Below are 26,813 nucleotides of genomic sequence, written 5' to 3'. Positions count from 1 at the left end.
CCGATCAAGTTGGGATGACGCCTATTAGGAGTATCGGTCTATGACCCTGATTATCTGTGCGATTGTATTGCTGATTTTATTTTCAGCCTTTTTTTCCGGTTCTGAAACGGCGCTGACGGCCGCTTCTCGCCCCTTGATGCATCAACTGGAACAGGATGAAGATAACACACGCGCAGGGATTGTGAACCGCCTGCTGGATCGCAAGGAACGCCTGATTGGTGCCATTTTGCTTGGAAACAATTTGGTCAATATTCTCGCATCTGCCTTGGCGACCAGTGTGATGATCCAGTTATTTGGGGAAACCGGTGTGGTATGGGCAACCTTGATCATGACAGTTGTGGTCCTGATCTTTGCAGAGATCATGCCCAAGACCTTTGCCTTGCAAAATGCCAATAAAATGGCGCTGGGTATCGCCCCTGTGATGAAGGTGCTGGTCTTTATTCTGGCCCCGATTACGGCGACCATTCAATTTATTGTCGCAGGCACCTTGCGTTTGTTTGGGGCCACAAATTCCGAAGCTGGCGGTCAGTCTGAGGCAGAATTGCGCGGGGCGATTAACCTGCATGACAGTGATCATGATGATTCTGTCAATCAGGAACGCACCATGTTGCACAGCATCCTTGATCTGACAGATGTTGAAGTGCGTGAGATCATGACCCATCGCAAATCTGTGGTGATGATTGATGCGGATTTACCTGCCGAAGAGATTGTGGAACAGGTTTTAGATAGCCCCTTTACCCGAATTCCGCTTTACCGCGAAGAACCGGATAATATTGTTGGTGTCTTGCATGCCAAGGCATTGTTGCGGGCCATCCGGGCTAAAAAAGGGGATTTATCCGGCCTTAAGATTGAGGAACTGGCAAGTAAAACCTGGTTTATCCCCGAAGCGACCTCGTTGATGGGGCAGTTGGAGGCTTTTCGGGCGCGGCGTGAACATTTTGCGATTGTGATTGATGAATATGGTTCGGTCATGGGGATTGTCACGCTGGAAGACATCCTTGAAGAGATTGTCGGGGAAATTGAAGACGAACATGATGATCAGGTTGAAGGGGTACAGGCCCAGGCCGATGGCTCTTATATCGTAGACGGGATTGTGACCATTCGTGACTTAAACCGTGAGTTTGAATGGCGCCTGCCTGATGAGGAAGCGGCGACAATTGCGGGGTTATTACTACACGAAGCGCGCCGTATTCCCGAAGTTGGGCAGATTTTCCATTTCTTTGATTTCCGTTTTGAGGTGCTGGAACGCAAAAGAAATCAAATTACGTCCATTCGGGTGTTTTCACCCCATCTGGACGAATAGACGGCGATTTATAAAATTGCATTTGAAACTGTTTTTTTAGCTTCCTATCTATGACTCAACCTTTAGAGTTTTTGGGAGGAAGGAAATGCAGAAAAAACTAGTACCAGATGTTATTAAGGAATGTCGGTGTCTGACGATTTTACCGGACAAAACAGTCCATCAGGCTGCGGCCTTGATGACAAATGAAAATATCGGGGCTTTGGTCGTGGTCAAAGGGACCAGGATTGTCGGGATTATTACCGAACGTGATTTAATGCGTAAAGTGGTGGCCGTCGGTCTTGAGCCAGACGCAACCCTTGTCAAGGATGTGATGACGCCGAACCCGGATACTGTGACCGGGGATATGTTATCAGGTCAGGCATTGGATATGATGGTGGAAAAAGGCTATCGCCATCTTCCGATTGTAGATGAGGATCAAAAGCCGATTGGCATGGTTTCCGTGCGTGATTTGTATCAGGCTGTACAGGCTGGTTTGGCAGAAGACCTTCATGCCTGTGAAGCCTATGTTCATGGGGAAGATGGATACGGGATCGGGGCTTGACGCCTTGAAGATAACCGCCTACCTCTTATGTCCGTAAATTCAGTCGCTTGGCTGTTTTGTATGATTTTTGAGTATAGGTGGTCTGATGCCCTTACCAACGCCTGCACAACGCAAACACCTGCATACGCGCAAGGTTGCCTTTACCGGATATGAACGTGACGACGGTCTTTTTGATGTAGAAGGTCATTTGGTGGATACCAAGACCTATTCCTTTCCCAATAAAGACCGCACAGAAATTAAGGCGGGTGAGCCGATTCACAATATGCGCATTCGCTTAACAGTGGATGAAACCATGACGGTGCGTGAGGTTGCCGTTGCGATTGATGACAGCCCGTTTAATATGTGTGGCAATATCACCCCTGCCTTTGATGTACTGAGTGGGATGCAAATTGGTCCGGGCTGGAACCGTCGTGTCCGTGAAAAACTGGGTGGTGTAAAAGGCTGTACCCATTTGGTGGAAATGCTGGCCCCGATTGCCACAGCGACTTATCAAACGCTCTATCCGGCCTTAAAACGCAGAAGGGAAAATCTGCCGGAAGAAGAACGTGATAAGCCATCTCTGATTGATGGGTGCCATGCGATGGACAGTTCCGGGGAGCTGGTTAAGGAACGCTGGCCGGAATATTATGTCGGTGGTGAGTAAGGCAGCACAAAACGTCATCCTCAGCTTGACTGAGAATCCAGTATGTTTTGATATCATATAATTCTGGATCCCCAGTCAAGCTGGGGATGACAAGATGTGTTTAGTGTGTCTGGCAGTCTTCGGTGAGAATACTGCACAGTCCTTCACTCATATCTTCAGTATGGCACGGGCAATCCGGGCCATGTTCGGATTTTCCTTTACCATTGAGCTGCGCACGCAGGTAGGCCACGATAAATGCGCGAATCGCAGAGGTGCGATTGGAACGTGGCTTATAATCGCTGATCCATGTGCATAGCGTATGTACGTCCGTATGTTCTTCTTCGCAAATATGATCAAGTGCTGACCACATTTCCGGTTCCAAACGGAAGCTGGTACGCTGCCCCGCAATGACAACGTTACGACTTACCAAAGATAAAGTCATTCACTACCCCAGTCTCTATCTATCTATCTATCTATCTATCTATCTATCTATCTATCTATCTATCTAGCAGACAGTCGGTAGACAGCGCATCCAACCTCTCAATACCCCTATTGATCTCGCAAACGGATGCTTTGGGCCTACTTTAGGGTGAAAGTTGATTTATGTCAATTAGCTTGCATACCATATAATTAAAATAAATCCCTGATTGCATACGATATTATTCACTTTTCTCATATTCTGTGATGCTCAAGGTTTTGAGCCCCAGGGCATGGACACGGCCTTTCATTTCTTCGGCGAGAATGTCATAGACCATACGTTGTCGTTGAACCCGTGAAACCCCTTCAAATGCAGCAGAAACGATCAGAAGTTGGAAGTGACTTTCGCCTTCGGGGTTGGCTCCTGCATGGCCGGCATGGCGAAAAGATTCGTCTTCCAGTTTTATAATCTTGGGGTTTAGGGCCTTTTGGAGTTTTTCTTCCATGACTTTTGCAATTGACATACTATTGTCCTCACGCCAATAAATTGTTAAATTATAATGACTTAGGGTTGATTGATCGTTTCAACCAAAAGATTATGAAATGTAAAGCTTGATAACTTTTTTGCAATACTATACTAAGGAAGTATAACTAAAAGATAATTCTGAGGGCAATTTTGACTCTTTAGAGATGCTGAGTCGCTAACTATGATAATGGGAGCTATAAGCCGATGTCGGATATAGTAAACAAAAAACGCGCAGATGATGTTGACCGTTTTGTCGGTGAAAAAATCCGTGAGCGTCGTATTATGTTGGGCCTTACCCAGCAAGAGCTGGCCAAAGGTATTGGTGTAACTTACCAGCAAGCTCATAAGTATGAGCAAGGTGTAAACCGTGTGTCTGCGGGCCGTTTGTTTGAAATTGCCCGTATGTTGAACACACCTGTTGAATTCTTTTTTGAAGGTGTCGGTGGGGAAGCCCCGCGAGAAAGCAACCCGCGTGAACGTATGGGGCTGGAATTGTCGCGTCATTTCTCCATGATTCGCAATGAAAAACATCAGGAAGCTATTTCCAGTCTGGCGCGTGCGCTGGCGGATGAAAAATAATTCCTGAACGCACCTTTGTTTGATTAATCCGGTGAATTTTATTTTCACCGGATTTTTTGTGGCTTTTTCAAATGTCGCTGGCTTGCTATAAGCAAGGGTCTGTCCCATATCAGCCATGGGATTTTATAACTTGGTGGATTTGAAGACGTGAGCTTTAAAAGTGATCTTCGTTTCAATAGTCGTTTCTGGGAAGAGCCAGAAAGCGAGATTGACCCGGATGCGCCCAGATGCGCATGGCCGGACTGCGAAGATATTGGCGAATTCAAAGCTCCAAAATCCCGTGATACCTTACGTTCGTATCACTTTTTTTGCTTGGACCATGTGCGTGAATATAATAAACGCTGGAATTATTATGAGGGCATGTCCACGGCTGATATCGAACGTGACATGCGTAAAGATTACACATGGGACCGCCCAAGCTGGAATTTTGGCACGTTCAAAAAGGCACCGGGTGCTGGGGGCGGTGGCTTCAAGGATGATTTCGGCTTTTTCAACGAAGACGGCAGTTTCAAGAACGAACCGGAAGATGATTACAGCCAGTTTGACCATGAAGAACGCCAAGCCTTTGCCGTTTTGGACTTAAAACCCGGCGTTACACAGGATGAACTCAAGACCCGCTATAAGACGCTTGTCAAAAAATATCATCCGGATGCCAATAATGGCGATAAAGATGCAGAAGAACGCTTCAAAATTATCAGCCAAGCCTATACATTGCTTAAAAATGTAATTCTCGATTAGAAAGACAAAAAATATGACTGACATTGCAGGCACACAAGCTTTTCCTTTAAATGCCCCGGATACGACTGTGGATGTGCGCTCCACCTTTGGCATTGATGTGGATATGGAGGTTCCCGCCTTTTCCCAGAAAAATGAATATGTGCCCGATCAGGATGAAAGTTACCGTTTTGACCGGGAAACCACATTGGCGATTTTGGCCGGGTTTGCCCATAACCGCCGCGTGATGGTGCAGGGTTATCACGGTACCGGGAAATCGTCTCATATCGAACAGGTGGCTGCCCGTTTAAACTGGCCTTGTGTACGCATCAATCTGGATAGCCATATCAGCCGGATTGACCTGATCGGCAAGGATGCCATTGTGGTGAAAGAAGGCAAGCAGGTGACTGAATTTCGTGAAGGGATTCTGCCTTGGGCGTTGCAGCATCCTTGTGCGCTGGTCTTTGATGAATATGATGCCGGTCGCCCGGATGTGATGTTTGTTATTCAGCGTATTTTGGAAGTAGAAGGCAAGCTGACCTTGCTGGATCAAAACCGGGTGATCCGCCCCCATGACCATTTTCGCATGTTTGCCACAGCCAACACCATTGGTTTGGGTGATACAACAGGCTTGTATCATGGTACACAGCAAATCAACCAGGGCCAGATGGACCGTTGGTCGATTGTACAGACGCTGAATTATCTTCCCCATGATGAAGAATGTGAGATCATTCTGGCCAAATTGCCGGAGATGAATACCGAAGAGGGGCGCAAGAATGTCAGTGCCATGGTTGAATTGGCTGATGAGACGCGCCAAAGCTTTATCAATGGGGATATTTCAACGGTGATGTCTCCGCGTACTGTGATTACATGGGCGGAAAATGCAAAAATCTTTGGTGGAGATTTGGCTTATTCCTTCCGTGTGACCTTCTTAAATAAATGTGACGAGATGGAACGCCCAGTTGTGGCTGAATTCTATCAGCGTTGTTTTAATGAAGAGCTGCCTTTAAGTGTTGCCCGCGTGGCGTTGAGCTGATCATGCAGGAAGAAGGACGCGATCTTTTAAAACGGGTGACGACAGCGACGGTGCGCTCTTTGTCTGGTGAAGCCGAGCTGATGGTCAATTATTCCCCAGGGGCCGCCAGTGTGTCGCCAAGTTCGGTACGCTTGCCCCTGCCATCGCGTGGTGGGATTTCAAAAGACGACCTTAAGCGTTTACGTGGCACAGCCGATGCCGCATCGTTGCGTCTGCGTTTTCATGATGCGGCGTTGCACCGTGAAAAGATGCCGTCTGATCAAAATGCCCGCGAGGTGTTTGAGCTGGTGGAACAGGTTCGGGTGGAGGCACTCGGGTCGCGCCGTATGAAAGGGGTTGCTGAGAACCTGCGTTCTCTTTTGAATATCCGCTGTCAGGAAAATGGCTGGAACAAGGCATTAAATCGTGATGAAGTGCCCATGGCTCACGGGCTGGCCTTACTGGTGCGTGAACGTTTGACGGGGCGGGAATTGCCTGTTGTAGCGAAAAAGGCAGCAGATTTATGGCGCCCGTTTTTAGAAGAACATGGCGCAGAAGTGCTGGATGGGCTGGTTGCCAATGCCGATGATCAACGTGCCTATGGTGAAGCGGTTTACCGTTTTCTGGAAGAGCTGGAATTATTAGAGCCCCCCAGTGGCGAGCGTGAGGAAGAAGAAGAAAACTCACAATCTGAGGAAACGGAAGGCGAAGACAGCCCGTCTGAGCAGGAAATCGAAAGTGTTGGTTCCGGTGGTGAGGTGGCTGATGACATGGAAATGCCATCTGCGCCAAGTGATGAAATGGGCACCATGGAAGGGGAGCCGGAAGAAGGCGAGGAAGAAGACTTAAGCCCCGGTCAAGGCGAAGAAGCCCCGGCAGGGCCAACCAGTCGCCAAAACTGGTGGGACCCGGAACAGGCGATTCAGATTGATTATACAGCCTATACGACCGAGTTTGATGAAGAGGTCGAGGCCCTTGATCTTGCTGATGAAGAAGAGCTGGAGCGTTTACGTCGTCAGCTTGATTTGCAACTTGCCAATCTTCAAGGCGTGGTCGCACGTATTGCCAACCGTTTACAGCGCCGCCTTATGGCGCAGCAGCAACGTTCCTGGGATTTTGACCTGGAAGAAGGCTTGCTGGATTGTGCCCGTCTGGCCCGGATCGTTGCCAACCCGACCCATTCTCTTTCGTATAAATGGGAAAAGGAAACGGAATTTAGAGATACGGTGGTGTCTTTGCTCATTGATAATTCCGGTTCCATGCGGGGACGCCCCATTACAGTGGCGGCGATCAGTGCGGATATTTTGGCGCGCACCCTGGAACGCTGTGGGGTAAAGGTTGAAGTGCTTGGCTTTACCACGCGGGCGTGGAAAGGGGGCAAATCGCGTGATAAATGGATGGAAGAAGGAAAGCAGCCCAATCCCGGTCGCCTGAATGATCTTCGCCATGTGGTGTATAAACCCGCCGATGTACCGTGGCGTCGGGCCAAAAATAATATGGGCCTGATGTTGAAAGAAGGTTTGCTCAAGGAAAATATTGATGGGGAATCGTTGCTTTGGGCCTATAAGCGTCTGATGGGACGCCCGGAAGATCGTAAAATCTTGATGGTGATTTCCGATGGGGCACCTGTGGACGATTCGACTCTTTCCTCAAATCCGGGCAGTTATCTAGAAGCGCATTTGCGTGAAGTGATTGAATGGATGGAAACCAAGACCCCTGTGCAGTTAACCGCAATTGGAATCGGTCATGATGTCACGCGTTATTACCGAAATGCCGTGACATTGAGTAACCCGGAAGATTTGGGGGGCACCATCTTGCAAAATTTGGCAGACCTGTTTGATGCCAAGCTCGATCATATGCATATGAGAGGCTAGGTGGCATTGAAAAAATGGCTCCTTCCCTTATGTCTGGTCGCAAACACGGCATGGGCTGATCCTATTAGCGTGGGGCAAGAGGAACTTGCTTTTTCTTCCTTTGAAAATGATCAGCTCAAGCTCTTATCAGTCACGCAGCTTACCTCAGCTGATGCGCGTTTGGGGGGCTTATCGGGCCTGTTATCTCTTGGCGAAGATATGATTGCGGTGAGTGATCGGGGGCAATTGTTTGTTTTTTCTCAAGGTGATTTTTCCAAAGCAGAGGTAACTGCCCTTTTAGACCGTGACGGGCAAGCTTTTGAAAAGAAAAAATATCGAGATGCCGAAAGTCTGGCCGTGGCGTCTGACGGGTCCTTCTGGGTATCTTTTGAACGCAAGCACCGTGTGGTGAGATATGACCTGAAGGGCAGGGTGCTGGAAGAAGCCAAACTGCCACAGGCCATTACTGGTTTGCCGAAAAATGGCGGGTTAGAGGCGATTGAAAGCCTGCAAGATGGTCGTCTGGTTCTGATCGGTGAAGGAAAAGCCGATTTTTCAAGCTTTCCTGTTTGGGTTCAAGGAGAAGATCGCCGCTGGACCTATTTTGAAATTGAAAATAAGGGCCGTTTCCGTCCAACGGGCCTGGCGCGTATCCCTAAAACAGATCGTCTGATCTTGCTGGAGCGATTCTATTCCCCCTTAATCGGCACACGTATCCGTTTATCTGAGCTGGATATCCATGCAGGGGAACGGGGGGCTGTTTTGGCAAGATTGGATAAACCATTGCCCATTGATAATTTTGAAGGTCTTTCAGTGGGGGCGAATGGGGTTATAACGTTGGTGGCAGATGATAATTTCAGCGTGCTGCAACGGACCTTGGTCATGAAAATTTTATTGCGTTAACCTTTTGCTAAGCCTTTGTTAAGGAATGGGTAAGTATTCTTCTTCTGTAAATGATGAAAACAGCAGAAATGAGCAAAAGGAGAATCTTGATGCGTGCTGATTTAGGGCAGAAGTCCGCTCAATTTAAAATGTCTTTTACGATCAGGAAACTGATGCAGGCAGGTGTTCTTGCTGTTGGGCTGATGTCCCTTTCGGCTTGTTCGGCTGTTTCTGCCGTTGGCGGGGCAACTTATGATGTTGCTGCATTTGCAATCGGTGATGTCTTGGTTCCTGTAACAACAACAGTGATTGAGGCAGGGGCTGATGTAACCGTAGCAACCATTAAAGGGGCAGCTGATATTATTTCAGATAACCCTGATACGGCGATTAAGGGGCTTAGAGCCTTTGGTGCGCCGATCCCGTGATCGTTTTAAAAGAGAGACAAAAGAAAACCCGCCGCTTCAAGAAAGAAGGGCGGGTTATTCTTTAACTAAAGCTAAGTGCTGAATTAAGCAGCTTTCTTGGCTTGAGCTTTTTTAACGCGGCTTTTCAGACGGCGAGCTTCACGCGGAAGCTTGTCAGCAGCTGTATCAAGCAGATACGCATCCAGACCACCTTTGTGTTCGATGGTGCGCAGTGCAGCAGCGCTAACACGCAGGCCAACAGAAACGCCAAGTGCGTCGCTAACGAGAGTTACGTCTTGCAGGTTCGGCAAGAAACGACGACGAGTGCGGTTTTTAGCGTGGCTTACGTTGTTGCCAGTTTGAACGCCTTTACCAGTAAGTGAGCAGCGACGTGCCATAATATAAATCCTTAATCTCAAAAACATTGAAGGTGGGGCCAGACATAGTCCCGCCCTCATGAGAGACCCGCCTTTTACGCAAATGTTCCAAATTCGTCAAGGTGAATCTGACTCTATTCATAAAGAAAATTGACATTCTTTTCAAAAAGGCCGACTTCTCTATGCAAATCGGCAGAAAACAACAGGAAAGAAGAGATGAGCTACATCTATCTTGCCATTGCTATTTTAGCAGAAGTCATTGGCACAAGTGCCCTTAAAGCATCCGAAGAATTCACCCGTCTGTGGCCGAGTCTTATTGTGGTTATCGGCTATGGCGCGGCCTTTTACTTTATGACCTTGGCCCTGCGCACGATTCCTATTGGCATTACTTATGCCATCTGGTCTGGTGTGGGGATTGTTCTGGTCACGGTGGCTGGTGGCTTTCTCTATAAACAAATCCCTGACCTGGGGGCGATGATTGGAATCGGCTTGATTGTGGCTGGTGTCGTTGTGTTGAATGTCTTTTCAAAAATGAATGTGCATTGATTTTTGAAACTTTTTGATAAATGCGAATTGTCAATGTCGCACCCTTCATACGGTTGTATGGTCTTGTGCAGTTAAACACATTGATCAAGTTAAGGTAGTTAAGACAATGACAAAGAAACATGCAGCAACAAAACAAACAGCCTTTAATCGTCTAATGAATTCTCTTCTCTCTTTCTTGAACCCGAGCGGGGCAAAATACCTGCAGGAAAAATAAGTTCTGTTGGTATGACCAGAATGTGATTTTTTTGCTGTTTTTCCAATGGGTTGGGCTGTAATTGGTATTACAAATCACGACATTTTAAGAGAATCGGCAGGCTGTTTTGAGCTGAATTTTAAAAATCGCTTCCTTTGTTGAAAAATGGGGCGATTTTTTTTGTGCCATCATTCTTCCTATGATGCTGTTTTTCAAGGGTGAAATCCTGCTATCCCTTTGGTAATACCGAAAAAAAACGCAAATTAGTTGCAGGGACCACGGGCAATGACTACAAATTACGCCCAGAAATTTAAATAGTCGCCATTTGGGAGTTTTGAAACAAAATGACTGACATTATCTATACAATCGTCGACGAAGCGCCGGAACTGGCTAGCGGTTCTTTCCTGCCGATCATCCAGAAGTTCGCAGGCGCAGCTGGCATCGAAGTGGGGACAAAGGACATCTCTGTTGCTGCACGTATCCTCGCACTCTTCGATCTGCATTCTGACGATTTAGCTGAACTTGGCGATCTGGTGAAAACACCGGAAGCTAACGTCATCAAGCTGCCGAACGTTTCTGCTTCCGTTCCTCAGTTGAAAGCGGCGATCGCTGAATTGCAAGAGCACGGTTTTGACATCCCGGATTACCCGGAAAACCCGCAAACAGACGCTGAAAAAGAAGCACGTGCGAAATACGACACGGTTAAAGGTTCTGCGGTAAACCCGGTTCTGCGTGAAGGTAACTCTGATCGTCGCGCACCGTTTGCGGTTAAAGAATTTGCCAAAAATAACCCGCACCGTATGGGTAAATGGACAAAAGACAGCAAGACACACGTTGCCACAATGGGCAAAGACGACTTCTTCTCTAATGAGAAGTCCACAACATTGTCTGCTGCAACAACGGCGAAAATCGAATTCGTTGGTAAAGACGGCGCTGCATCTACATTGAAAGAAAGCCTGCCGCTGCAAGAAGGCGAAGTTCTGGACGCGACATTCATGTCCGTTAAAGCACTACGCACATTCCTGGCAGAACAAATCGCTGAAACAAAAGAACAAGGCATCCTGTTCTCTTTGCACATGAAAGCGACAATGATGAAAGTTTCTGACCCGGTGATCTTCGGTCACTGTGTTGAAGTTTTCTACAAAGACCTGTTCGAAAAGCACGGCGACACATTTAAAGAGCTGGGTGTTGACGTAAGCAACGGCTTTGGCGATGTCGAAGCTAAAATCGCCTCTCTGCCTGCTGATAAGAAAGCTGAGATCGAAGCTGACATCAAAGCGGTTTACGAAGCACAGCCTGACATGTACATGGTGAACTCTGATAAAGGCATCACAAACCTGCACGTCCCTTCTGACGTGATCATTGATGCGTCTATGCCGGCTGTTATTAAAGCTGGTGGTATCGGTTGGGGCCCAGACGGCAACGAAGGCGACACAAAATGTGTGATCCCGGATAGCTCTTATGCTGGCGTTTACGATGCGGTTATCGAATTCTGTAAAGAAAACGGTGAATTCAACCCGGCAACAATGGGTTCTGTGCCAAACGTTGGCCTGATGGCGCAAAAAGCGGAAGAATACGGTTCTCACCCGCAAACATTCACTGCACCGGCTGACGGTACAATCCGTATCGTTGATGCGGACGGTAACGTGCTGCTGTCACACGACGTTGAAGCAGGCGACATCTGGCGTGCCTGTATGGCCAAAGATGCCCCGATCCAAGACTGGGTGAAACTGGCTGTTTCTCGCGCCCGTGCAACTGGTTCTACAGCGATCTTCTGGCTGAACGAAAACCGTGCACACGATGCAGAGCTGATCAAGAAAGTAAACGCTTACCTGCCGAACCACGACACATCTGGTCTGGACATCAAGATCATGGCACCGGCTGATGCATGTAAGCTGTCTTGTGAAATGATTGCTAAAGGCGAAGATGCGATTTCTGTAACAGGTAACGTCCTGCGTGACTATAACACTGACCTGTTCCCGATTTTGGAAGTTGGTACATCTGCGAAGATGTTGTCTATCGTTCCGTTGATGAACGGTGGCGGCTTGTTTGAAACAGGTGCGGGTGGTTCTGCGCCGAAACACGTTCAGCAAATGGTTGAAGAAGGTCACTTGCGTTGGGACTCCCTTGGTGAGTTCTGTGCATTGGGTGCGTCTTTCGAACATCTGGCAAACGTTAAAGGCAATGCAAAAGCCTCTATCCTGGGTAAAACACTGGATGAAGCAACAGCGAAGCTTTTGGACAAAAACGAATCACCGTCTCGTAAAGTGAACGAACACGACAACCGTGGTTCTCACTTCTGTATCGCACTGTACTGGGCACAAGCACTGGCAGCGCAAGACGATGATGCGGACCTGAAAGCCTTCTTCGCACCGATCGCTGAAGAGCTGGCGGCTAACGAAGACAAAATCCGTGCTGAACTGATTGATTGCCAAGGCAATGCTGTTGATCTGGGTGGTTACTACCATCAGGATCAAGACAAGCGTATCGCTGCGATGCGCCCATCTGCGACATTGAATGCAATCATTGGCTAAGTGCTGATTGTTCATTTTTTCTTCTTTTGAAGAAATGAGGAAAAGGCTCTGGAGTTGTCTGGAGCCTTTTTTTTCTTTTAGGGGTTGTGAAAAAGGCGTATCCTCTTAAATGGTGCTTTACTTAATAAAAACAATTTGAGGAGGTTGTTATGCCTGTAAGAGAGAGGACGGATTTTATTATCATTCATTGCAGTGCGACCAAGGCGGATATGGATATTGACGCCCAGACAATTCGCGACTGGCATGTGAATGAAAACGGTTGGGCCGATATCGGTTATAACCGGGTGATTAAACGAGACGGGACCATTGAACAGGGCCGTCATGACGACGCCATTGGTGCCCATGCCAGAGGCTATAATGACAAGTCGATCGGCATTTGTCTGGTTGGCGGACTCGGGCCGGATGGTCAGGCGCAATCGAATTTTACTTTCGCGCAATATGCAGCCCTGGCTAATTTGTTAGAGGAAATGAAAGGACAATATCCACAGGCCAAGATTATTGGTCATTGTGATGTTGCGAATAAGGCATGCCCGTCTTTCGATGTTAAAAGTTTGGTAGGTGTGTAATGGTTGCTCCGTTTTTAGCTGCAATTCCAGCAATTTTCAGTGTCCTGAAAAGTGGTGCTGAACTGTTTAATATTGGTAAAAAAGTGGTTGAAGAAGTAAAGGGTGAACCTTCAACTGCCACGACACCGGAAGAACTGGCAACCGAGGTGGATAAGTTAACGCCTGAGCAATCAGAGCAGTTTGTTACCCGCATGAAAACTGAAATTCAGGCGTATGAAGCCATCACCACACGCCTGATAGTACAAGGCGGTAAGATTGATGCGGAAACGCTCAATGCTATCCCGGCAGAAGAGCGTGGCCGCATTGCGGTTATGCGTATGACAACCCGACCCTGGGCGGTGCGCTGGATGGTGATTGCTGTTGTCTTCCCCCCGGTGATGCTGGTGATGATCAATATGATCATTTCCCTCTATAATGTTCTGAACGCTGCCTGGGCAAAGACGCCTAATGCCATTGGGTTGGTTGAAATGGGCAATGTGGTCAATGGGCTTTATGGCGATATGATTGGCTGGGCAGCTGGAGTCATTATGGCTTACATGGGCGTTCGTGAAATCGGTAAGGCCCGTGGGGTCAAAGATGGCGTTAGCGTATCTGATGTGGCCGGGTCGGTGAACAGTTTCTGGGGGAACTTGCGCGGCTTGTTTAAATAGGGTGAATTGATACGAGGATCCAGTCAGCTTTGAGTTAGTCTGGATCCTCAATTAAGTTGCGGATGATCATTACTTCAATGTGGTAAGATAAGCCGCGACATCAAGACGGGATTGTTTGTCTTTCAGTTTGAACGTCATTTTGCTTTTGGCAGATTTGCTTTCTGTCACTTCTTTCAAAAAGGCTGTCGGGTTGGCAACATAATCAGCAATAGTGTCTTCTCTCCACGGGGCACCATAGCCTTGCATGGATTTGGAATATTTAAAGCCCTCATACGTCCCCGGCACACGGCCAACAATCCCAAACAGATTGGGGCCAACTTTATTTTTGCCTCCTGCATCCACCGTATGACAGCTTTTACATTTTTTGAAGACTTTCGCCCCGCGTGTGGCATCACCGGATGCGATCATATTGGTGAGATCGGACAGGGCATTTTGCGTGGCCTCTTCGGCAGATTTGGCAAGAGAGGTTGCCTTATTGGCAACAGCTTGAGCATCACGCTTCATATTATCCAAGGCTTCTGTAGGCGTCATGTCCTGTGCAGGCTTTGTTTTTTCAACAGTCTTTGCCGATTCTTTCTTTTCAACCTTCGGGGCCTCGTCATTACAGGCTGTCAGGGCCAGAGTGAGAGAACTGATTAAGGCGAGTGAAGTGAGGGTGCGCCGCATAGCTTATCCTTTTTTATGATGTGCTGATTGTTCTCATCATGGGGGAGGGGCGTTGATCTGGCAATAAAAAAGCCCACACCGGGAGGGGTGCAGGCTTTTCTTTTTATGAGATCAGGCCCCCCGGCTTTACGCCGGGAAAGGCCCTCTCCTCCCTAGAATAGGGTTAGATTGCCAGATATTCCTGACGAAGCGCTTCGTCATCCAGAACTTCTTGGGCCGTACCGTCAAAGACGATTTGACCGGAGTCCATGATGATAGCGCGGTCCGCCAAGTGAAGGGCGGCAATCGCATTTTGTTCCACGATGATCGTCGTGATGCCGAGCTTCTTGATATCCTCAAGTGTTTTCTCGATCTCATGAACGATAACCGGGGCGAGACCTTCATAGGGCTCATCCAGCAGCAACAGTTTAATGTCTTTTGCCAGGGCACGGGCCACAGCCAACATCTGTTGCTCACCACCGGATAGGGTGGTGCCGATCTGAGCTTTACGTTCACCAAGACGTGGGAACAGGTCATACAAACGCTCAATCGACCAGCCTTTTTTCCCTTCAATCTGAGCCAGTTCCAGGTTTTCCTGAACGGTCAGACCAGGGATAATGCGACGATCTTCCGGTACCAGTGCAAGACCAGCACGAGACGCCTGGAATGACTTCATGTCATGCAGAGCTTCGTGATCAAGCCAAATCTCACCTTTGGTAACTTGTGGATCATCTGTACGGGCAATTGCGCGCAAAGTTGATGTTTTACCTGCACCGTTACGGCCCAAAAGTGCCACGATTTCACCTTCGTGAATATCGAAGCTAACCCCTTGCACGATATAGCTTTCGCCATAATAGGCATGAACATCCCAAACCGAGAAGAAAGCAGGGTCTGAACCATGCGACTTAACAGGTTTAAGTGTTTTTTGGAACTTAGGATCACTCATAGGTGCGCTCCTCCGAGGTAAGCTTCTTGTACGCGGGCATCGCCCTTCATTTCTTCAGGGGCACCTTCTGCGATAATATGACCACGGGCCAAAACGCTCACTTTTGTCGCCAAAGAGAATACGACATGCATGTCGTGCTCAATGATGACTTTTGTGATGTTACGTTCTTCCCCAATCTTCTTGAGAAGATCAATTGTGTTGTTGGTATCAGCACGCGCCATACCAGCAGTCGGTTCATCGAGAAGAAGAAGCTTTGGATCTTGTGCCAGACACATGGCCAACTCAAGACGACGCTTATCACCACGAGACAGGGAACCTGAATGGAAATCGCGCTTTTCAATGAGCCCCATTTCCGTCAGGATTTCTTCTGCATGGTCCACAACCTCGCCACGAGACAGTACGCCGCCCCATGAATTGAGTTTGTAAGCCCCATCCAGATGGGCCATGACCGGGATCATTGCATTTTCAAAGATGGTTAGATCTTCAAAAACTTCAGGTGTCTGGAATACACGAGAAATACCTTTTTGGTTAATTTCGTGCGGGGCAACGCCGGAAAGGTTTTCCGGTTTGCCCTGGCCGAAATAGGTAACGGTCCCCGTATCCGGGATCAAGCGGCCAACCAAACAGTTCAGGAAAGTTGACTTACCTGCACCGTTTGGACCGATGATCGCATGAACAGAACCTTGCTCGATGGTGATATTCACATCATCAAGAGCCTTCAAGCCTGAGAAGTTCTTGTTTACGCCTTCAACAGTAAGAATAGATGACATTATTCAGCTCCTTCTGTTGCAGCTTCTTTTTTGAAGAACTTTTCTTTGATGCGACGGAAGCCTTCCATTGCGCCACCTGGCAGGAAGATTACGATCAGCATGAACAGCACACCAAGTGTCAGGTGCCAACCTTTACCCACGAACAGACCGGCGAAGGAAACCCACGCACCCTGAATGAAGTCAGGAAGGAAACCAAAGACCTGGTTGAGAACAGCATCGTTGAATGCAGAGAAGATGTTCTCGAAGTATTTGATCACAACAGCACCGATGAATGGGCCAAGCAGAGTGCCGACACCACCAAGGATGGTCATGAGTACAACTTCACCAGACGCCGTCCACTGCATACGTTCTGCACCTGCCAGCGGATCGATGACAACCATCAAGGCGCCAGCCAGACCAGCATACATGCCAGAGATTACAAAAGCAGACAGCAGGTAGGGTTTTGTGTTCAAACCTGTGTAGTTCATACGGTTCTGGTTAGATTTCACTGCCAGCAGCATCAGACCGAAAGAGGAACGATACAGACGAACAGAGATATAGAAACCGATGATCAGGATCACAGCACAGAAATAGAAGCCATTATAGCCCCCCAGACCCATACCAAACAGGTCCGGCAACGGCAATGCGCCGCCATCTGTGGAGGTACCACCGAAGATACGGGGATCATCAGCGGCCAGCGTCAGACCAGTTTCACCCATTGTGACAGGTGTTAGTACAGAATAGGCCAGATTGTAGCACATCTGGGCAAAGGCCAGTGTCAGAATGGAGAAATAAATCCCAGAACGACGCAGTGCCACAAAGCCGATGGCCATTGCAAACAGGCCAGAGATCAGTGTTGCAAAGATGATTGCCGGAATAGCATTCATGGACAACAGCTTGAACGACCACATGGCTGTATAAGAGCCAATACCCAGAAAGGCAGCGTGACCGAAGGAAAGATAACCTGTGAAACCAAACAGGATGTTAAACCCGATGGCAAACAGGCCAAAGATCGCAAATTTCTGCAGCAGGTCAGGATAACCTGCACCCAAAATGCCAGCCCATAACGGCATGGTCAAAATGGCGAGTGCGAAGATGATGATGAGTAAATTATCTTTAGCTTGCATGTCTTAGTCCTCCATCACACCTTCGCGACCCATCAGACCACGCGGACGAACCAACAGAATGATTACGGCAACGAGGTAAATGATGATTTGGTCAATACCGGGCAGGATTGCTTTGATTTCAGACATGGATGCGAAGGACTGCAGAATGCCGAGCATAAAGCCCGCAGCAACTGCACCTGGAAGCGAGCCCATGCCGCCAACAACAACCACAACGAAGGACAGAACAAGGAATTCCATACCTATATGATAATCTGGTGGCAGAATTGGTGTGTACATCACACCGGCCAGACCAGTTACAACGGCTGCAATACCAAAGACTGTTGTGAATTTCTTGTCGATATCAATACCGATCAGGCCCACTGTTTCACGATCGGCCATACCGGCACGAACCACCATACCGAAGGTGGTCAATTGCAGGAAGGCAAAGACCGCACCGATAACAGCAGCAGCAAACAGGAAGTAGATCAGGCGCCACCACGGATAAACGATGGCATCAGACATGCCAAACCATGAACCGATAGCTGCAGAACCAGACACAATGTCCGGTGCCGGAGTCGGGATCGGGTTTGCACCGAAATAGGCTTTTACAAGTTCTTGCAGAACGATTGCCAGACCGAACGTCACAAGGATCTGTTCGGCGTGAGTACGCTTATAGAAGCGTTGGATCAGCCCACGTTCCATGATGTATCCGAAGGCAAGCATGATCGGAATAGCAAGGATCAGGGCGAGGGGAACGGTGTAATCAATCAGCGCTCTGCCGGTATCACCGAACCAGATTTCCAGATAAGGGACTTCTTTATAGGCCTCAAAGAAAGTAACGCTTTCATCACGGACTTTTTTCGACATGGTCAGGATCTTTTGCAGGGATACTGCACAGAAAGAACCGATCATAAATGTCGCACCGTGGGCGAAGTTAACAACGCCGAGCGTACCGAAGATAAGGGTCAAGCCAAGCGCAATCAATGCGTAGGCGCCGCCTTTATCAAGACCGTTGAGAAGTTGCAAAAATACAGCTTCCATAGCTCTCAATTCCAAAAATTAGGATAAAAATTCTCTTTGTAGTCAAAAGAATAGCCGCCCCCAATCAAGAGGGCGACTATCCCAAAACTTACGTTTTTATACTTTGTATGGGCCGAGTTCGCCGCCAAAGATTTTCGGATCGTAAGTCACTTGCTCAGCCGGAACCTGCTTCACAACTTCGAGAAGGTCGAACTGAGAAGACGGGTTTTGGTTACCACGTACAACAAGTACTTCTTTGATACACTGGTGGTCTTCGGCACGATAAAGCACTTCACCGTTACCCATACCGTCGAATTTGAAGCCTTCAAGCGCTTTGATCACTTCTGGCGGGTAGAATGTGCCAGCCATTTCACAAGCGTTTGCATAAAGCAGAGTCTGACAGTAACACGTGTGTGCAGCCTGTGACGGCGGGAAGCCATATTCCTGACCGAAGGATTTAACAAAGGCTTGAGAACCTGCATCTTGCAGTGCCCAGTTCCAGCCTGTGGAACCCAGGATACCTTTAATGTTGTCACCAGCACCCTGTGCCATCAAACGAGAGAACAGCGGAACAATGATTTCGAACTGCTTGCCGTTCACTTGCTTGTCACGCAGGCCGAACTGTACAGCCTGTGTCAGGGAGTTGATCATGTCTTTACCGTAGTGGTTCAGGATCAACACGTCTGCACCAGAGTTCAAAACCGGTGTAATGTACTGAGAGAAGTCACCAGCACCCAGCGGTGTACGAACTGTGTTCACAGTTTCCCAGCCCAGCTCTTCAGTTGTGTTTTTAATGGACTCTTCTTGTGTCCAACCCCAAGAGTAGTCAGCTGTCAGGTGATAAGCACGACGATCTGTACCCATGTTCTCTTTCAGAACCGGACCCAGTGCACGACCTGTCATATAAGCGTTCATGAAGTGACGGAAACCGTAACGACGCTTGTCTTTACCCGTTGTATCGTTGGAGTGTGTCAGACCAGCCATGAAGATCACGCCTGCTTCCTGACACAGTGACTGAACGGCAATCGCCACACCGGAGGAAGAGCCGCCCGTGACCATCAAAACGCCGTCTTTTTCGATCATACGTTTCGCAGAAGAACGTGCCGCATCAGATTTAGTCTGCGTATCACCCGTTACATACTCGACTTTCTTGCCCAGAACACCGTTCCCTTTCAAAGAAAGCGGCTTCATTGTGTTGAGCATACCGCCGTCGCCTTCACCGTTGAGGTGTTTGACTGCAAGCTTGTAAGCACGCAGTTCGTCAGCACCCTCATCAGCATAAGCACCGGTTTGTGGAACGTTAAAGCCCAGCTTAACGGACTTTGCGTTACCCGGATTGTTTACGAAGTCAGCACCCCAAGCATTGCGCGTGAAGAAAGAAGGTGCAGCTACACCAGCCGCAGCAACAGCTGTGCCCTTCATAAACGAACGACGATTTACTTTCATATCTACCAAAGTCTTAACTCCCTGTTTGGTTGACATTATAAAATGAGATTTTCGAGCTTATTTGAATTTTTAGTCGTTAATCCCAGACAATTTTGAACCTTGCGGTAACATTATTATTGTCAATTAGTGTTACCTGTAATTTTCATGAAGCTCAATAAGTCTTTGACGTAATGTCATTTTTTTGTCAATTTTATGTCTGTAATTTTTGTTAAGTTGTAAATTATTGACATTGCGGTGCGGTATGAACCCACCTGTGAAGAGGCGAAAATGGCACGTGCGCCGATTGGTTTGAAGATTAAAAAAAGGCGAAAAGAGCTCGGGGTTACTCAAGCCCAACTGGCACAACAATTGGAGATTTCAGCGTCTTATCTGAATTTGATTGAAAATAATAAGCGGGCCATTGGGGGCACCTTGTTGCAGCGCATATCAGCGGAGCTGGGATTAGAGACAGGGGCGCTGGATGGGGAGAGTGACAGGCGTTTGATTCTCGAACTTCAGGAACTTACGGTTGATCCACTTTTCCAGAAGGTTGATTTGACACATAAGACGGCACCGAATCTGGTTGGGCAGCATCCGCGTTGGGCACGGGCGCTTAAAACGCTTTACCGGGCATATTTGGATCAGGCGCAAACGATTAAGGCGCTATCGGAAAAGTTGAATTATGCGCCTTATGTCGACGAAGCCGTGTTTCGTATGTTGACCAATGCGGCAGCCATTCGTTCGTCATCTGAAATTTTGGGTCAGTCCGGTGAGATTGAAGAAGATGAGAAAAAGCGTTTTCTGGCTATTCTTTCAGAAGAAAGCCAAAAACTGGCAAATGTGGCCGAAGGGTTAAGCGGCTTTATGGATAATACGAAATTTCAGACACGATCCTTAACCCCGTCAGAAGAAGTCGATGACTTTATTTTGGAACATCACGGGTATTTTGAGCAATTGGAACAGGCCGCCCAAAGCCTTTTTTGTGAGGCCGGATTGGAAACCGGGGCCAGTGATGTACGCATTCAGGATTTTCTGGCACAGAAATTTGATGTGCAGGTTCAGTTTGCCCCGGAAGGGCGAAAGCTTCAGGGCGGGCTACACCAATGTTCTTATAATCAGATGACACGGATTTTGGAGGTACCGACTTACGCTTCGGCTCATACACGGCGCTATGAAATGGCATGTCTGTTGGTCGAACTGGCGTTGAGCGATGTGATTTCTGCGGAGATTAAAAAATCGGACTTGCTGATTTCCCCTGCCGCACAGGAACTGGCCGCCAGTGAATTGATTGATTATCTCGCACGAGCTTTGTTGATGCCTTATGATGCTTTTTTAGAAGATGCCTTGCGCGAACGTTATGACGTGGATGTGTTATCACGTAAATATACGGCCAGCTTTCAGTTGGCAGCGAGCCGGCTGGCGAGTTTGCGAAGACCAGGTAATGAAGGCATTCCTTTCGCCTTGATGCATACCAACCCGGCCGGTCATGTGTTGAAGCGTTTAACCCTGTCGCGCTTGCCCATTCCCCGTCATGGGAACGCCTGTCCAATTTGGGATATTTATACGTCTTTTCAAACACCAGGGCGCATTGTGCGCCAGTTGGCCCTGTTTCCCAATAATGAGCATTTCCTCTTTTTTGCCAAGGCGGAAACAATTGAACATATGGGCTTTTCCCAACCTCGTGTCTTGAAGGCGACCATGTTGGCATGTGAGGCCCATTATGCAGAACAGACGGTCTATGCCGATGGGCTGGACATGGGGGCGGAGCGTTTGGCAACCAAAGTTGGGCTGAATTGCCGCTTATGCAGCTGGACAGATTGTGCCCATCGTGAGGAAGACCCGATTTTATCCCAATAATTGAAGGCGACTTGATATAACGCAGGTGCAGCATGGATCAGGCTGTGTTATATAAAGGGTAGAGACGTCTTATTTGAACAATGAGGAAAAGATGAAAACCATTATTGCCGGTTCGCGCCAGATTGAAGATAAAGAGGCACTGGCCAAGACCATTTCAGATTCCGGCTTTGAGATTAGCGAGATTGTATCCGGTACATGCCGTGGCGTGGATATGATGGGTGAAGAATGGGGGGGAAACCATGATGTTCCGGTGAAGCGTTTCCCGGCAGACTGGCTGACCCATGGTCGTTTGGCGGGTGAGTTGCGCAATCGCGACATGGCAAAATATGCGGATCAATTGATCTTGTTATGGGATGGGAAAAGCCCCGGTGCCAGCTGTATGCTGCGTGAAGCCAATATGGCTGGAATTACGGTGCATACCCAAATCTACGGCGTGGATATGGCCGCCCTGCAAGAAACTGAAAAAGCCATCATGGATTATTACGTGGCAGGTAAAGGGCGCTTGATCAATAATCGTGGTCACTGGGACTGGGAAATCAATCATGATGACGCCCCGCGCATTACCCAGGAAGCGGTAAATGAACTGATCCGCCAGGGCCTGATGGAAGAAGAACAGGTTACGATTTTGAAGGTGTGTGGCTAACTCACCCAAGCCCGTCATCCTCGCGAATGCGGGGATCTTTTCAATAGGATGAAGTTTCCCGATCAAGTCGGAAATGACGCTTTGGGGTGTTTTTGTTTTTTGCTGCCCCACATTCAATACATTGCCCCACCTTGAGGCGCTTACACTTTTCTTGTGTTTGCGGTTTACAAGGTGGGGTTTTCTTTTCTGATATCTGTTTAATCGCCAAAACTAATTCCCTGAGCCAGTGGCATGTCAGAGGAATAGTTAATGGAATTTGTCGTGCGACGCATGTAGTTTTTCCAGGCGTCTGATCCGGTTTCGCGATCCCCGCCGGTTTCTTTTTCCCCGCCAAAGGCCCCGCCGATTTCTGCTCCGCTGGGGCCAATGTTGACATTGGCCATGCCGCAATCAGACCCGCTGGCTGACAGGAACTGTTCAACCTCGCGCATATTATCTGAAATGATGCAGGATGACAGACCTTGGGGTACATCGTTATGCATTTCAATGGCACGGTCAAAATCGTTATATTCCACGATATAAAGGATGGGGGTGAAACATTCCTGTTTCATGCAGGCGGTTTGTCCCGGCATGTCAAAAACGCTGGGGCTGACGTAATAGGCATCGGGGTAGTCTTCGCCCAAGACCCGTTCACCGCCAATAAGCTGCTTGCCCCCTTCTGAGGTTGCTTGCGCACAACCAGCCTGAAACTGTTCATAGGCTTGTCGATCAATCAAGGGGCCGATAAGAGTATTTTCATTGAGAGGATTGCCGATGTTAAGCGAGGCATAGGCGGTTTTAATCTTGTCAATCAGGGTCGTTTTTACACGGGAATGAACAAACAGGCGGCGCAAGGTCGTGCAGCGTTGGCCTGCTGTGCCCACAGCACCAAACACAATGGCGCGAATGGCAAGGTCCAAGTCTGCATGTTCGCTGACAATCATGGCATTGTTGCCGCCCAGTTCCAAAATACGTTTGCCAAAACGCTGGGCGACTGCCACGGCGACCGAACGGCCCATTTCTGTGGAGCCTGTGGCTGAAATGAGTGGGATATTGGGGCTATGGACCAGTTCCTTGCTTTGATCTACCCCGCCAATAATGGCTTGGGCCAACCCGTCCGGTGCATCTGAACCAAAATTTTCAATGGCGCGATGCAGAGCTGCCAATGTGGCAAGGCCGGAAAAAGGGGATTTTTCTGAGGGTTTTAAGATGATGGGATCACCACAAATGAGCGCGTTGGCCGCATTCCAGGCAAAAACGGCACAGGGGAAGTTAAAGGCGGTGATGATCCCGACGGGACCGAGTGGATGGTATTGTTCCATGATGCGATGACCGGGGCGTTCAGACGCAATGGTTTTGCCAAAAAGCTGGCGTGATTGTCCGACACAAAGGTCACACATATCAATGGCTTCTTGGACTTCACCGATACCTTCTTGCAGGATTTTGCCGACTTCCCATGTGATGAGGCGTCCCATATCTTCTTTGACGTGGCGCAATTCTTCCCCCCACAGGCGGACCAGTTCCCCCCGACGTGGTGCCGGGATATTTCGCCACTGTTTAAAGGCGCTTTGAGAGGCGGCAATCACCCCTTCGATCTCACCATTATTATGTTGACGGAGCTGACCAATCGCTGTGCCATCAATGGGGGAAAAAACGGTTAAGTCGCCCCCCTTTTGAGAGGGAACTCCTAGTGTTTTCAGAAGAGACTGGATATCACTCATGATCTTTCCTCCCGATAAAGAGAGCCACATTTTGTTTTCAGGAAATAATCAAGACTGATTTCTTCCTGCTTGAGAAAGCCTTTGTCAGGCAGAATGCCGTTTGCGACCATTTCAATCACACTACAGACCGAGGCTGCAGTTGTCCAGGCGATGGCCCGACGTGGCTTGCCTGCAATGAGTTTAGGATAATAAGAACGCACAAATTCTTGGCGGTGCAGGCGTCCTTCCATGATCCCTTCGACAGAGGTATGGATGATGACCACATCATCATCGACCTTGGGTTTGGCCTTGGTCAGGATATCGCCTGCCTGTTTGCGATGTTCACGCATCAATAATTCATGGAAAAAGAAATTCATTTGCTGGGCATGGCCGGGGTAGCGAATGCTCTTGTAATCCAGATTTTCCACTTGGCCGAGATAGGTTTCACACATGGTGCCCAGCCCGCCTGAGGTGGTGAAAGCCTCGTATTTCTGGCCGTTGACATACAGGGTTTCCAGCCATTCCATAGGCGATACCCATTTATGTTCGCCTTCTTCAATCACTTCGCAGTCATTGAGATATTCATTAACCACCCCTTCGGGGGACCAGTTAAAGGCATAGCCTAATAAACCGGTGGGATGTTGGGGTAAGGCGCCGACACGCATGCGAATGGAACGGATGGTTTCAAACTTTCGCGCAAGATGGGAGGCAACAATGGCAATGAAACCCGGCGCAAGGCCACATTGCGGTGCCATAAGAATATCGGCTGTTTGGCTGAGTTCCTGTACACGTGCCTTGACGCTGACATCTTCGGTCAGGTCAAAATAATGCAAGCCATCTTCGTAGGCGACATCGGCAATTAAGGGATTAAGGGCATAGGGGAGGGCGGAAAGAACGGCGTCAAAATCTTTTAAGGCATTTTTGACCGTGGCCTTGTCAGTCAGGTCCAGCTCGATACAGTCAAAGGGAAGTTTTGTTCGCGGGGGGAGTTTATCAAATCCAGTGGGATGAAAGCCGGCTTCTTGTAAAAGAATACCTGCCAGTGCCCCGACATTACCCAGCCCCAAGAGTGCAATCTTTTCCATAAAGGCCCCCATAAGTCGTTATTTTCTTTGTACTTATATGGGGATGGGGAGGCGGGTTTTAAAGGGGAAACAGCGCCATTCCCAATCTTTGTGGGAATGGCGCAGCCTCTCTTAACCCATGACGTGGTAGCCCGCATCAATATAGGTTGTATTGCCTGTGATCGAACGGGCCTCATTGGAACAGAGGAAACCACACAGCGCACCAATTTCATCAATAGTGACAAGGCGCTTTTCCGGGGCTTTTTGACGGGCTTCTTCCATCAGTTCGTCAAAACGGTCAATGCCGCTGGCCGCACGTGTCAGCAGCGGACCTGGGGAAACGGCATGAACACTAATGCCTTTTGGCCCCAGTTCAGCAGCCATGTAACGCGCAGATGATTCAAGAGCAGCTTTCACCGGACCCATCAGGTTATAGCGATCAACCACTTTTTCAGAGCCATAGAAGCTGATGGTGATTAATGTGCCGTTGCCAGCTTTTTCCATCAGTGGTTCAGCATATTTTGCAACGCGGATGAACGAGTGACAGGAAATATCCATGGCTTGGGAGAAGCCTTCACGAGAAGAATCAACCACACGGCCGTGCAAGTCATCGCGTGGGGCAAAGGCGATAGAATGAATAACGAAATCCAGACGACCCCATTTGGTTTCAATTTCTTCAAAAACAGCCTTGAGCTGGCCTTCTTCACGCACGTCACAGGGCATGAACAGGGATGCATGGAGGTTTTCTGCCAGTGGGGCGACGAATTTCTGCGCTTTTTCGTTCACGTAAGTGACAGCGACATCTGCACCCATTGCACGCAGGGCTTTAGCCGCGCCATAAGCGATTGAATCTTCATTGGCGATCCCGATGATGAGACCTTTTTTGCCTTCAAGTGAAAACATGTAAGAGAGCCTTTACGTCTGTTGTTATGTTCCTCTCACATGTAGTACGAAAATTGCTGCGCTGCAAAATAATTTGCGTGAATTTTTCATGAAACTTTAAATTACATCCTATTTTATCATCAGGACTATATTTTATTCTATTTCTGATTTAGAATGCATACACAGTGGGTTTCACTATACAAGATAGTGAGAAAGGGAATGTATGGTTGACTTCTTTATCGACGATGATGAAGGCACCAATGAAGCGCAGATCACCCAACAGGCGCTGGTGGATACAAAAGAAAAACTGGGGGCTTTGTTGGATATGATGCCGACAGGGCTGATTATTCACCAAAAACACTCTATGCTCTATGCCAATAAACGTGCGCTGGAGTTATTGGATATCGCCCCGCAAACCGTTAGTGGGGCACATTTTCTGGATTTTGTTGGTCAGGATGTTGGTGGGAATTATTTTTCCCTTTTCTTATCTGTGTTTGAGCAAAAAGACCCGGTGCGCCTGCCCGAACTGGACCTGAAAGTTGGCACAGATGATGAAAAAGCCCTTCAGGTGACAGCCGGGCTTTTACCCTGGGAAGGCAATAGTGTGATCCAGATTTTGCTGGAAGATGTCAGTGAGGTAAAGGCGGAATATGGGGATGTGGTTTATAAAATCAGTCCTTCTTGTCAGGAGCTTGATACGCAGTTGTCTTTTCTCAACGACAAGGTTGTTGGGGTTTTTTCTGTCCTGGCCAAAGCGCTGGAGTTGAAAAAACAAGTGCAAAATGGTTCTGATCATAGCGTGGTGATCGCAGGTGAACTTGATGGCATGATCAAAGAACTGGATCTGGATTTATTACTGGTTGAGGTGATTAGATCCTTTCAAAACTCCCTTGAAAAAATTGAGGAAATCAATCAGCTCATACAAACAGCTAAGGATCGTTAGCTTGATATGATCCTGTCGGGTAAATGCCTTACTTTCAATAGGATAGTAAGGTTGAAACCTGGTTTCAATCTCACGTTTGCGCTGGTGTTTCTGGGGCGGCTTCCCATATACTGTAGGGAGAAAGGGCATGTA

At 48.3% G+C, this 26,813-nt stretch carries 28 protein-coding genes; 16 read left to right on the top strand and 12 right to left on the bottom strand.

What is annotated here, in order from left to right; translation table 11 throughout:
• Positions 1 to 40 precede the first annotated feature (40 nt).
• From E4K71_RS10460 to E4K71_RS10450, 3 genes are all read left to right on the top strand, one after another.
• On the top strand, positions 41 to 1,303 hold the full coding sequence (locus E4K71_RS10460) for an HlyC/CorC family transporter (protein WP_135079313.1): 1,263 nt from the start codon (positions 41 to 43) through the stop codon (positions 1,301 to 1,303).
• Positions 1,304 to 1,388: 85 nt separating this feature from the next.
• The gene (locus E4K71_RS10455) at positions 1,389 to 1,844 is read left to right on the top strand and encodes a CBS domain-containing protein (protein ID WP_135079311.1); all 456 of its coding nucleotides are present in this window, start codon (positions 1,389 to 1,391) and stop codon (positions 1,842 to 1,844) included.
• An 85-nt stretch (positions 1,845 to 1,929) separates the two neighbouring features.
• Positions 1,930 to 2,487 (top strand): DUF2889 domain-containing protein, encoded by a 558-nt coding sequence (locus E4K71_RS10450; protein ID WP_135079309.1) that lies wholly within the window; start codon positions 1,930 to 1,932, stop codon positions 2,485 to 2,487.
• 100 nt (positions 2,488 to 2,587) lie between these two features.
• Here E4K71_RS10450 and E4K71_RS10445 read toward each other — a convergent pair whose 3' ends face one another.
• Positions 2,588 to 2,908 (bottom strand): ribbon-helix-helix domain-containing protein, encoded by a 321-nt coding sequence (locus E4K71_RS10445; protein ID WP_135079307.1) that lies wholly within the window; start codon positions 2,906 to 2,908, stop codon positions 2,588 to 2,590.
• A gap of 217 nt (positions 2,909 to 3,125) precedes the next feature.
• Entirely contained in the window at positions 3,126 to 3,407 is a 282-nt protein-coding gene (locus E4K71_RS10440) for a BolA family protein (RefSeq protein ID WP_167730449.1), read from the bottom strand.
• Between the two features lie 206 nt (positions 3,408 to 3,613).
• Between E4K71_RS10440 and E4K71_RS10435 the strand changes: the two genes are divergently transcribed.
• From E4K71_RS10435 to E4K71_RS10410, 6 genes are all read left to right on the top strand, one after another.
• Complete coding sequence (locus E4K71_RS10435) at positions 3,614 to 3,988, top strand: helix-turn-helix transcriptional regulator (protein ID WP_135079304.1); 375 nt, start codon at positions 3,614 to 3,616, stop codon at positions 3,986 to 3,988.
• Positions 3,989 to 4,135: 147 nt separating this feature from the next.
• Positions 4,136 to 4,726, top strand: a complete 591-nt coding sequence (locus tag E4K71_RS10430) for a DnaJ domain-containing protein (RefSeq protein ID WP_240796791.1) — start codon at positions 4,136 to 4,138, stop codon at positions 4,724 to 4,726.
• A 13-nt stretch (positions 4,727 to 4,739) separates the two neighbouring features.
• Positions 4,740 to 5,738, top strand: a complete 999-nt coding sequence (cobS, locus tag E4K71_RS10425) for a cobaltochelatase subunit CobS (RefSeq protein WP_135079302.1) — start codon at positions 4,740 to 4,742, stop codon at positions 5,736 to 5,738.
• Between the two features lie 2 nt (positions 5,739 to 5,740).
• Positions 5,741 to 7,591 carry a cobaltochelatase subunit CobT gene (locus E4K71_RS10420; protein WP_135079300.1) on the top strand — a complete coding sequence of 617 codons (1,851 nt, stop codon included), beginning with the start codon at positions 5,741 to 5,743 and terminating at the stop codon, positions 7,589 to 7,591.
• Positions 7,592 to 8,473 (top strand): esterase-like activity of phytase family protein, encoded by an 882-nt coding sequence (locus E4K71_RS10415; RefSeq protein WP_135079298.1) that lies wholly within the window; start codon positions 7,592 to 7,594, stop codon positions 8,471 to 8,473.
• 89 nt (positions 8,474 to 8,562) lie between these two features.
• Positions 8,563 to 8,877: a hypothetical protein gene (locus E4K71_RS10410; protein ID WP_135079296.1), complete on the top strand. Its 315-nt coding sequence runs from the start codon at positions 8,563 to 8,565 to the stop codon at positions 8,875 to 8,877.
• Positions 8,878 to 8,960: 83 nt separating this feature from the next.
• On the opposite strand, the gene rpmB is transcribed toward E4K71_RS10410, so the two are convergent.
• A complete protein-coding gene (gene rpmB / locus E4K71_RS10405) occupies positions 8,961 to 9,254 on the bottom strand; it encodes a 50S ribosomal protein L28 (protein ID WP_135079294.1) in 294 nt (97 codons plus the stop codon).
• 195 nt (positions 9,255 to 9,449) lie between these two features.
• On the opposite strand from rpmB, the gene E4K71_RS10400 reads away from it, so the two are divergent.
• The 4 genes from E4K71_RS10400 (at position 9,450) to E4K71_RS10385 (ending at position 13,722) form a co-directional block, all read left to right on the top strand.
• Positions 9,450 to 9,779: a multidrug efflux SMR transporter gene (locus tag E4K71_RS10400; RefSeq protein WP_135079292.1), complete on the top strand. Its 330-nt coding sequence runs from the start codon at positions 9,450 to 9,452 to the stop codon at positions 9,777 to 9,779.
• A gap of 537 nt (positions 9,780 to 10,316) precedes the next feature.
• Positions 10,317 to 12,506 (top strand): NADP-dependent isocitrate dehydrogenase, encoded by a 2,190-nt coding sequence (locus E4K71_RS10395; RefSeq protein ID WP_135079290.1) that lies wholly within the window; start codon positions 10,317 to 10,319, stop codon positions 12,504 to 12,506.
• A 149-nt stretch (positions 12,507 to 12,655) separates the two neighbouring features.
• Complete coding sequence (locus E4K71_RS10390) at positions 12,656 to 13,072, top strand: N-acetylmuramoyl-L-alanine amidase (RefSeq protein WP_135079288.1); 417 nt, start codon at positions 12,656 to 12,658, stop codon at positions 13,070 to 13,072.
• The gene (locus tag E4K71_RS10385; protein ID WP_135079286.1) at positions 13,072 to 13,722 is read left to right on the top strand and encodes a hypothetical protein; all 651 of its coding nucleotides are present in this window, start codon (positions 13,072 to 13,074) and stop codon (positions 13,720 to 13,722) included. The genes E4K71_RS10390 and E4K71_RS10385 overlap by 1 nt, the downstream gene beginning before the upstream one ends.
• Before the next feature lie 69 nt (positions 13,723 to 13,791).
• On the opposite strand, the gene E4K71_RS10380 is transcribed toward E4K71_RS10385, so the two are convergent.
• The 6 genes from E4K71_RS10380 to E4K71_RS10355 form a co-directional block, all read right to left on the bottom strand.
• Positions 13,792 to 14,388, bottom strand: a complete 597-nt coding sequence (locus E4K71_RS10380) for a c-type cytochrome (RefSeq protein ID WP_240796790.1) — start codon at positions 14,386 to 14,388, stop codon at positions 13,792 to 13,794.
• Between the two features lie 163 nt (positions 14,389 to 14,551).
• On the bottom strand, positions 14,552 to 15,313 hold the full coding sequence (locus E4K71_RS10375; RefSeq protein WP_135079284.1) for an ABC transporter ATP-binding protein: 762 nt from the start codon (positions 15,311 to 15,313) through the stop codon (positions 14,552 to 14,554).
• Positions 15,310 to 16,083 (bottom strand): ABC transporter ATP-binding protein, encoded by a 774-nt coding sequence (locus tag E4K71_RS10370; RefSeq protein WP_135079282.1) that lies wholly within the window; start codon positions 16,081 to 16,083, stop codon positions 15,310 to 15,312. The genes E4K71_RS10375 and E4K71_RS10370 overlap by 4 nt, the downstream gene beginning before the upstream one ends.
• Complete coding sequence (locus E4K71_RS10365) at positions 16,083 to 17,189, bottom strand: branched-chain amino acid ABC transporter permease (RefSeq protein ID WP_135079280.1); 1,107 nt, start codon at positions 17,187 to 17,189, stop codon at positions 16,083 to 16,085. The genes E4K71_RS10370 and E4K71_RS10365 overlap by 1 nt, the downstream gene beginning before the upstream one ends.
• 3 nt (positions 17,190 to 17,192) lie before the next feature.
• Positions 17,193 to 18,209, bottom strand: a complete 1,017-nt coding sequence (locus tag E4K71_RS10360) for a branched-chain amino acid ABC transporter permease (protein WP_135079278.1) — start codon at positions 18,207 to 18,209, stop codon at positions 17,193 to 17,195.
• Between the two features lie 96 nt (positions 18,210 to 18,305).
• Complete coding sequence (locus E4K71_RS10355) at positions 18,306 to 19,634, bottom strand: substrate-binding protein (RefSeq protein ID WP_135079276.1); 1,329 nt, start codon at positions 19,632 to 19,634, stop codon at positions 18,306 to 18,308.
• Between the two features lie 267 nt (positions 19,635 to 19,901).
• Here E4K71_RS10355 and E4K71_RS10350 point away from each other — a divergent pair, with 267 nt between their 5' ends.
• Positions 19,902 to 21,470, top strand: a complete 1,569-nt coding sequence (locus E4K71_RS10350; protein WP_135079274.1) for a helix-turn-helix transcriptional regulator — start codon at positions 19,902 to 19,904, stop codon at positions 21,468 to 21,470.
• 91 nt (positions 21,471 to 21,561) lie between these two features.
• A complete protein-coding gene (locus E4K71_RS10345; protein ID WP_135079272.1) occupies positions 21,562 to 22,113 on the top strand; it encodes an SLOG family protein in 552 nt (183 codons plus the stop codon).
• 197 nt (positions 22,114 to 22,310) lie between these two features.
• Here the strand turns inward: E4K71_RS10345 and E4K71_RS10340 are convergent, their stop codons facing one another.
• The 3 genes from E4K71_RS10340 to fabI all read right to left on the bottom strand — a co-directional run bounded on the left by E4K71_RS10340 (position 22,311) and on the right by fabI (position 25,759).
• Positions 22,311 to 23,813, bottom strand: coding sequence for an aldehyde dehydrogenase family protein (locus tag E4K71_RS10340; RefSeq protein ID WP_135079270.1), 1,503 nt, complete (start codon positions 23,811 to 23,813; stop codon positions 22,311 to 22,313).
• Positions 23,810 to 24,877: a saccharopine dehydrogenase C-terminal domain-containing protein gene (locus E4K71_RS10335; RefSeq protein WP_206201896.1), complete on the bottom strand. Its 1,068-nt coding sequence runs from the start codon at positions 24,875 to 24,877 to the stop codon at positions 23,810 to 23,812. The genes E4K71_RS10340 and E4K71_RS10335 overlap by 4 nt, the downstream gene beginning before the upstream one ends.
• Before the next feature lie 111 nt (positions 24,878 to 24,988).
• A complete protein-coding gene (gene fabI / locus E4K71_RS10330) occupies positions 24,989 to 25,759 on the bottom strand; it encodes an enoyl-ACP reductase FabI (RefSeq protein ID WP_135079266.1) in 771 nt (256 codons plus the stop codon).
• Between the two features lie 202 nt (positions 25,760 to 25,961).
• On the opposite strand from fabI, the gene E4K71_RS10325 reads away from it, so the two are divergent.
• The gene (locus E4K71_RS10325; RefSeq protein ID WP_135079264.1) at positions 25,962 to 26,681 is read left to right on the top strand and encodes a hypothetical protein; all 720 of its coding nucleotides are present in this window, start codon (positions 25,962 to 25,964) and stop codon (positions 26,679 to 26,681) included.
• Positions 26,682 to 26,813 lie beyond the last annotated feature (132 nt).

This window comes from Terasakiella sp. SH-1, assembly GCF_004564135.1.
GTDB lineage: Bacteria > Pseudomonadota > Alphaproteobacteria > Rhodospirillales > Terasakiellaceae > Terasakiella.
This window is presented reverse-complemented; position numbering and strand designations above follow the sequence as displayed.

Bases quoted from the DNA above. Each gene is read 5' to 3' on its own strand.
- E4K71_RS10460 (WP_135079313.1), top strand. From the start codon at position 41: ATGACCCTGATTATCTGTGCGATTGTATTGCTGATTTTATTTTCAGCC.
- E4K71_RS10455 (WP_135079311.1), top strand. From the start codon at position 1,389: ATGCAGAAAAAACTAGTACCAGATGTTATTAAGGAATGTCGGTGTCTG.
- E4K71_RS10450 (WP_135079309.1), top strand. From the start codon at position 1,930: ATGCCCTTACCAACGCCTGCACAACGCAAACACCTGCATACGCGCAAG.
- E4K71_RS10445 (WP_135079307.1), bottom strand. From the start codon at position 2,908: ATGACTTTATCTTTGGTAAGTCGTAACGTTGTCATTGCGGGGCAGCGT.
- E4K71_RS10440 (WP_167730449.1), bottom strand. From the start codon at position 3,407: ATGTCAATTGCAAAAGTCATGGAAGAAAAACTCCAAAAGGCCCTAAAC.
- E4K71_RS10435 (WP_135079304.1), top strand. From the start codon at position 3,614: ATGTCGGATATAGTAAACAAAAAACGCGCAGATGATGTTGACCGTTTT.
- cobS (WP_135079302.1), top strand. From the start codon at position 4,740: ATGACTGACATTGCAGGCACACAAGCTTTTCCTTTAAATGCCCCGGAT.
- E4K71_RS10420 (WP_135079300.1), top strand. From the start codon at position 5,741: ATGCAGGAAGAAGGACGCGATCTTTTAAAACGGGTGACGACAGCGACG.
- E4K71_RS10410 (WP_135079296.1), top strand. From the start codon at position 8,563: ATGCGTGCTGATTTAGGGCAGAAGTCCGCTCAATTTAAAATGTCTTTT.
- rpmB (WP_135079294.1), bottom strand. From the start codon at position 9,254: ATGGCACGTCGCTGCTCACTTACTGGTAAAGGCGTTCAAACTGGCAAC.
- E4K71_RS10400 (WP_135079292.1), top strand. From the start codon at position 9,450: ATGAGCTACATCTATCTTGCCATTGCTATTTTAGCAGAAGTCATTGGC.
- E4K71_RS10395 (WP_135079290.1), top strand. From the start codon at position 10,317: ATGACTGACATTATCTATACAATCGTCGACGAAGCGCCGGAACTGGCT.
- E4K71_RS10390 (WP_135079288.1), top strand. From the start codon at position 12,656: ATGCCTGTAAGAGAGAGGACGGATTTTATTATCATTCATTGCAGTGCG.
- E4K71_RS10385 (WP_135079286.1), top strand. From the start codon at position 13,072: ATGGTTGCTCCGTTTTTAGCTGCAATTCCAGCAATTTTCAGTGTCCTG.
- E4K71_RS10380 (WP_240796790.1), bottom strand. From the start codon at position 14,388: ATGCGGCGCACCCTCACTTCACTCGCCTTAATCAGTTCTCTCACTCTG.
- E4K71_RS10375 (WP_135079284.1), bottom strand. From the start codon at position 15,313: ATGAGTGATCCTAAGTTCCAAAAAACACTTAAACCTGTTAAGTCGCAT.
- E4K71_RS10370 (WP_135079282.1), bottom strand. From the start codon at position 16,083: ATGTCATCTATTCTTACTGTTGAAGGCGTAAACAAGAACTTCTCAGGC.
- E4K71_RS10365 (WP_135079280.1), bottom strand. From the start codon at position 17,189: ATGCAAGCTAAAGATAATTTACTCATCATCATCTTCGCACTCGCCATT.
- E4K71_RS10360 (WP_135079278.1), bottom strand. From the start codon at position 18,209: ATGGAAGCTGTATTTTTGCAACTTCTCAACGGTCTTGATAAAGGCGGC.
- E4K71_RS10355 (WP_135079276.1), bottom strand. From the start codon at position 19,634: ATGAAAGTAAATCGTCGTTCGTTTATGAAGGGCACAGCTGTTGCTGCG.
- E4K71_RS10350 (WP_135079274.1), top strand. From the start codon at position 19,902: ATGGCACGTGCGCCGATTGGTTTGAAGATTAAAAAAAGGCGAAAAGAG.
- E4K71_RS10345 (WP_135079272.1), top strand. From the start codon at position 21,562: ATGAAAACCATTATTGCCGGTTCGCGCCAGATTGAAGATAAAGAGGCA.
- E4K71_RS10340 (WP_135079270.1), bottom strand. From the start codon at position 23,813: ATGAGTGATATCCAGTCTCTTCTGAAAACACTAGGAGTTCCCTCTCAA.
- E4K71_RS10335 (WP_206201896.1), bottom strand. From the start codon at position 24,877: ATGGAAAAGATTGCACTCTTGGGGCTGGGTAATGTCGGGGCACTGGCA.
- fabI (WP_135079266.1), bottom strand. From the start codon at position 25,759: ATGTTTTCACTTGAAGGCAAAAAAGGTCTCATCATCGGGATCGCCAAT.
- E4K71_RS10325 (WP_135079264.1), top strand. From the start codon at position 25,962: ATGGTTGACTTCTTTATCGACGATGATGAAGGCACCAATGAAGCGCAG.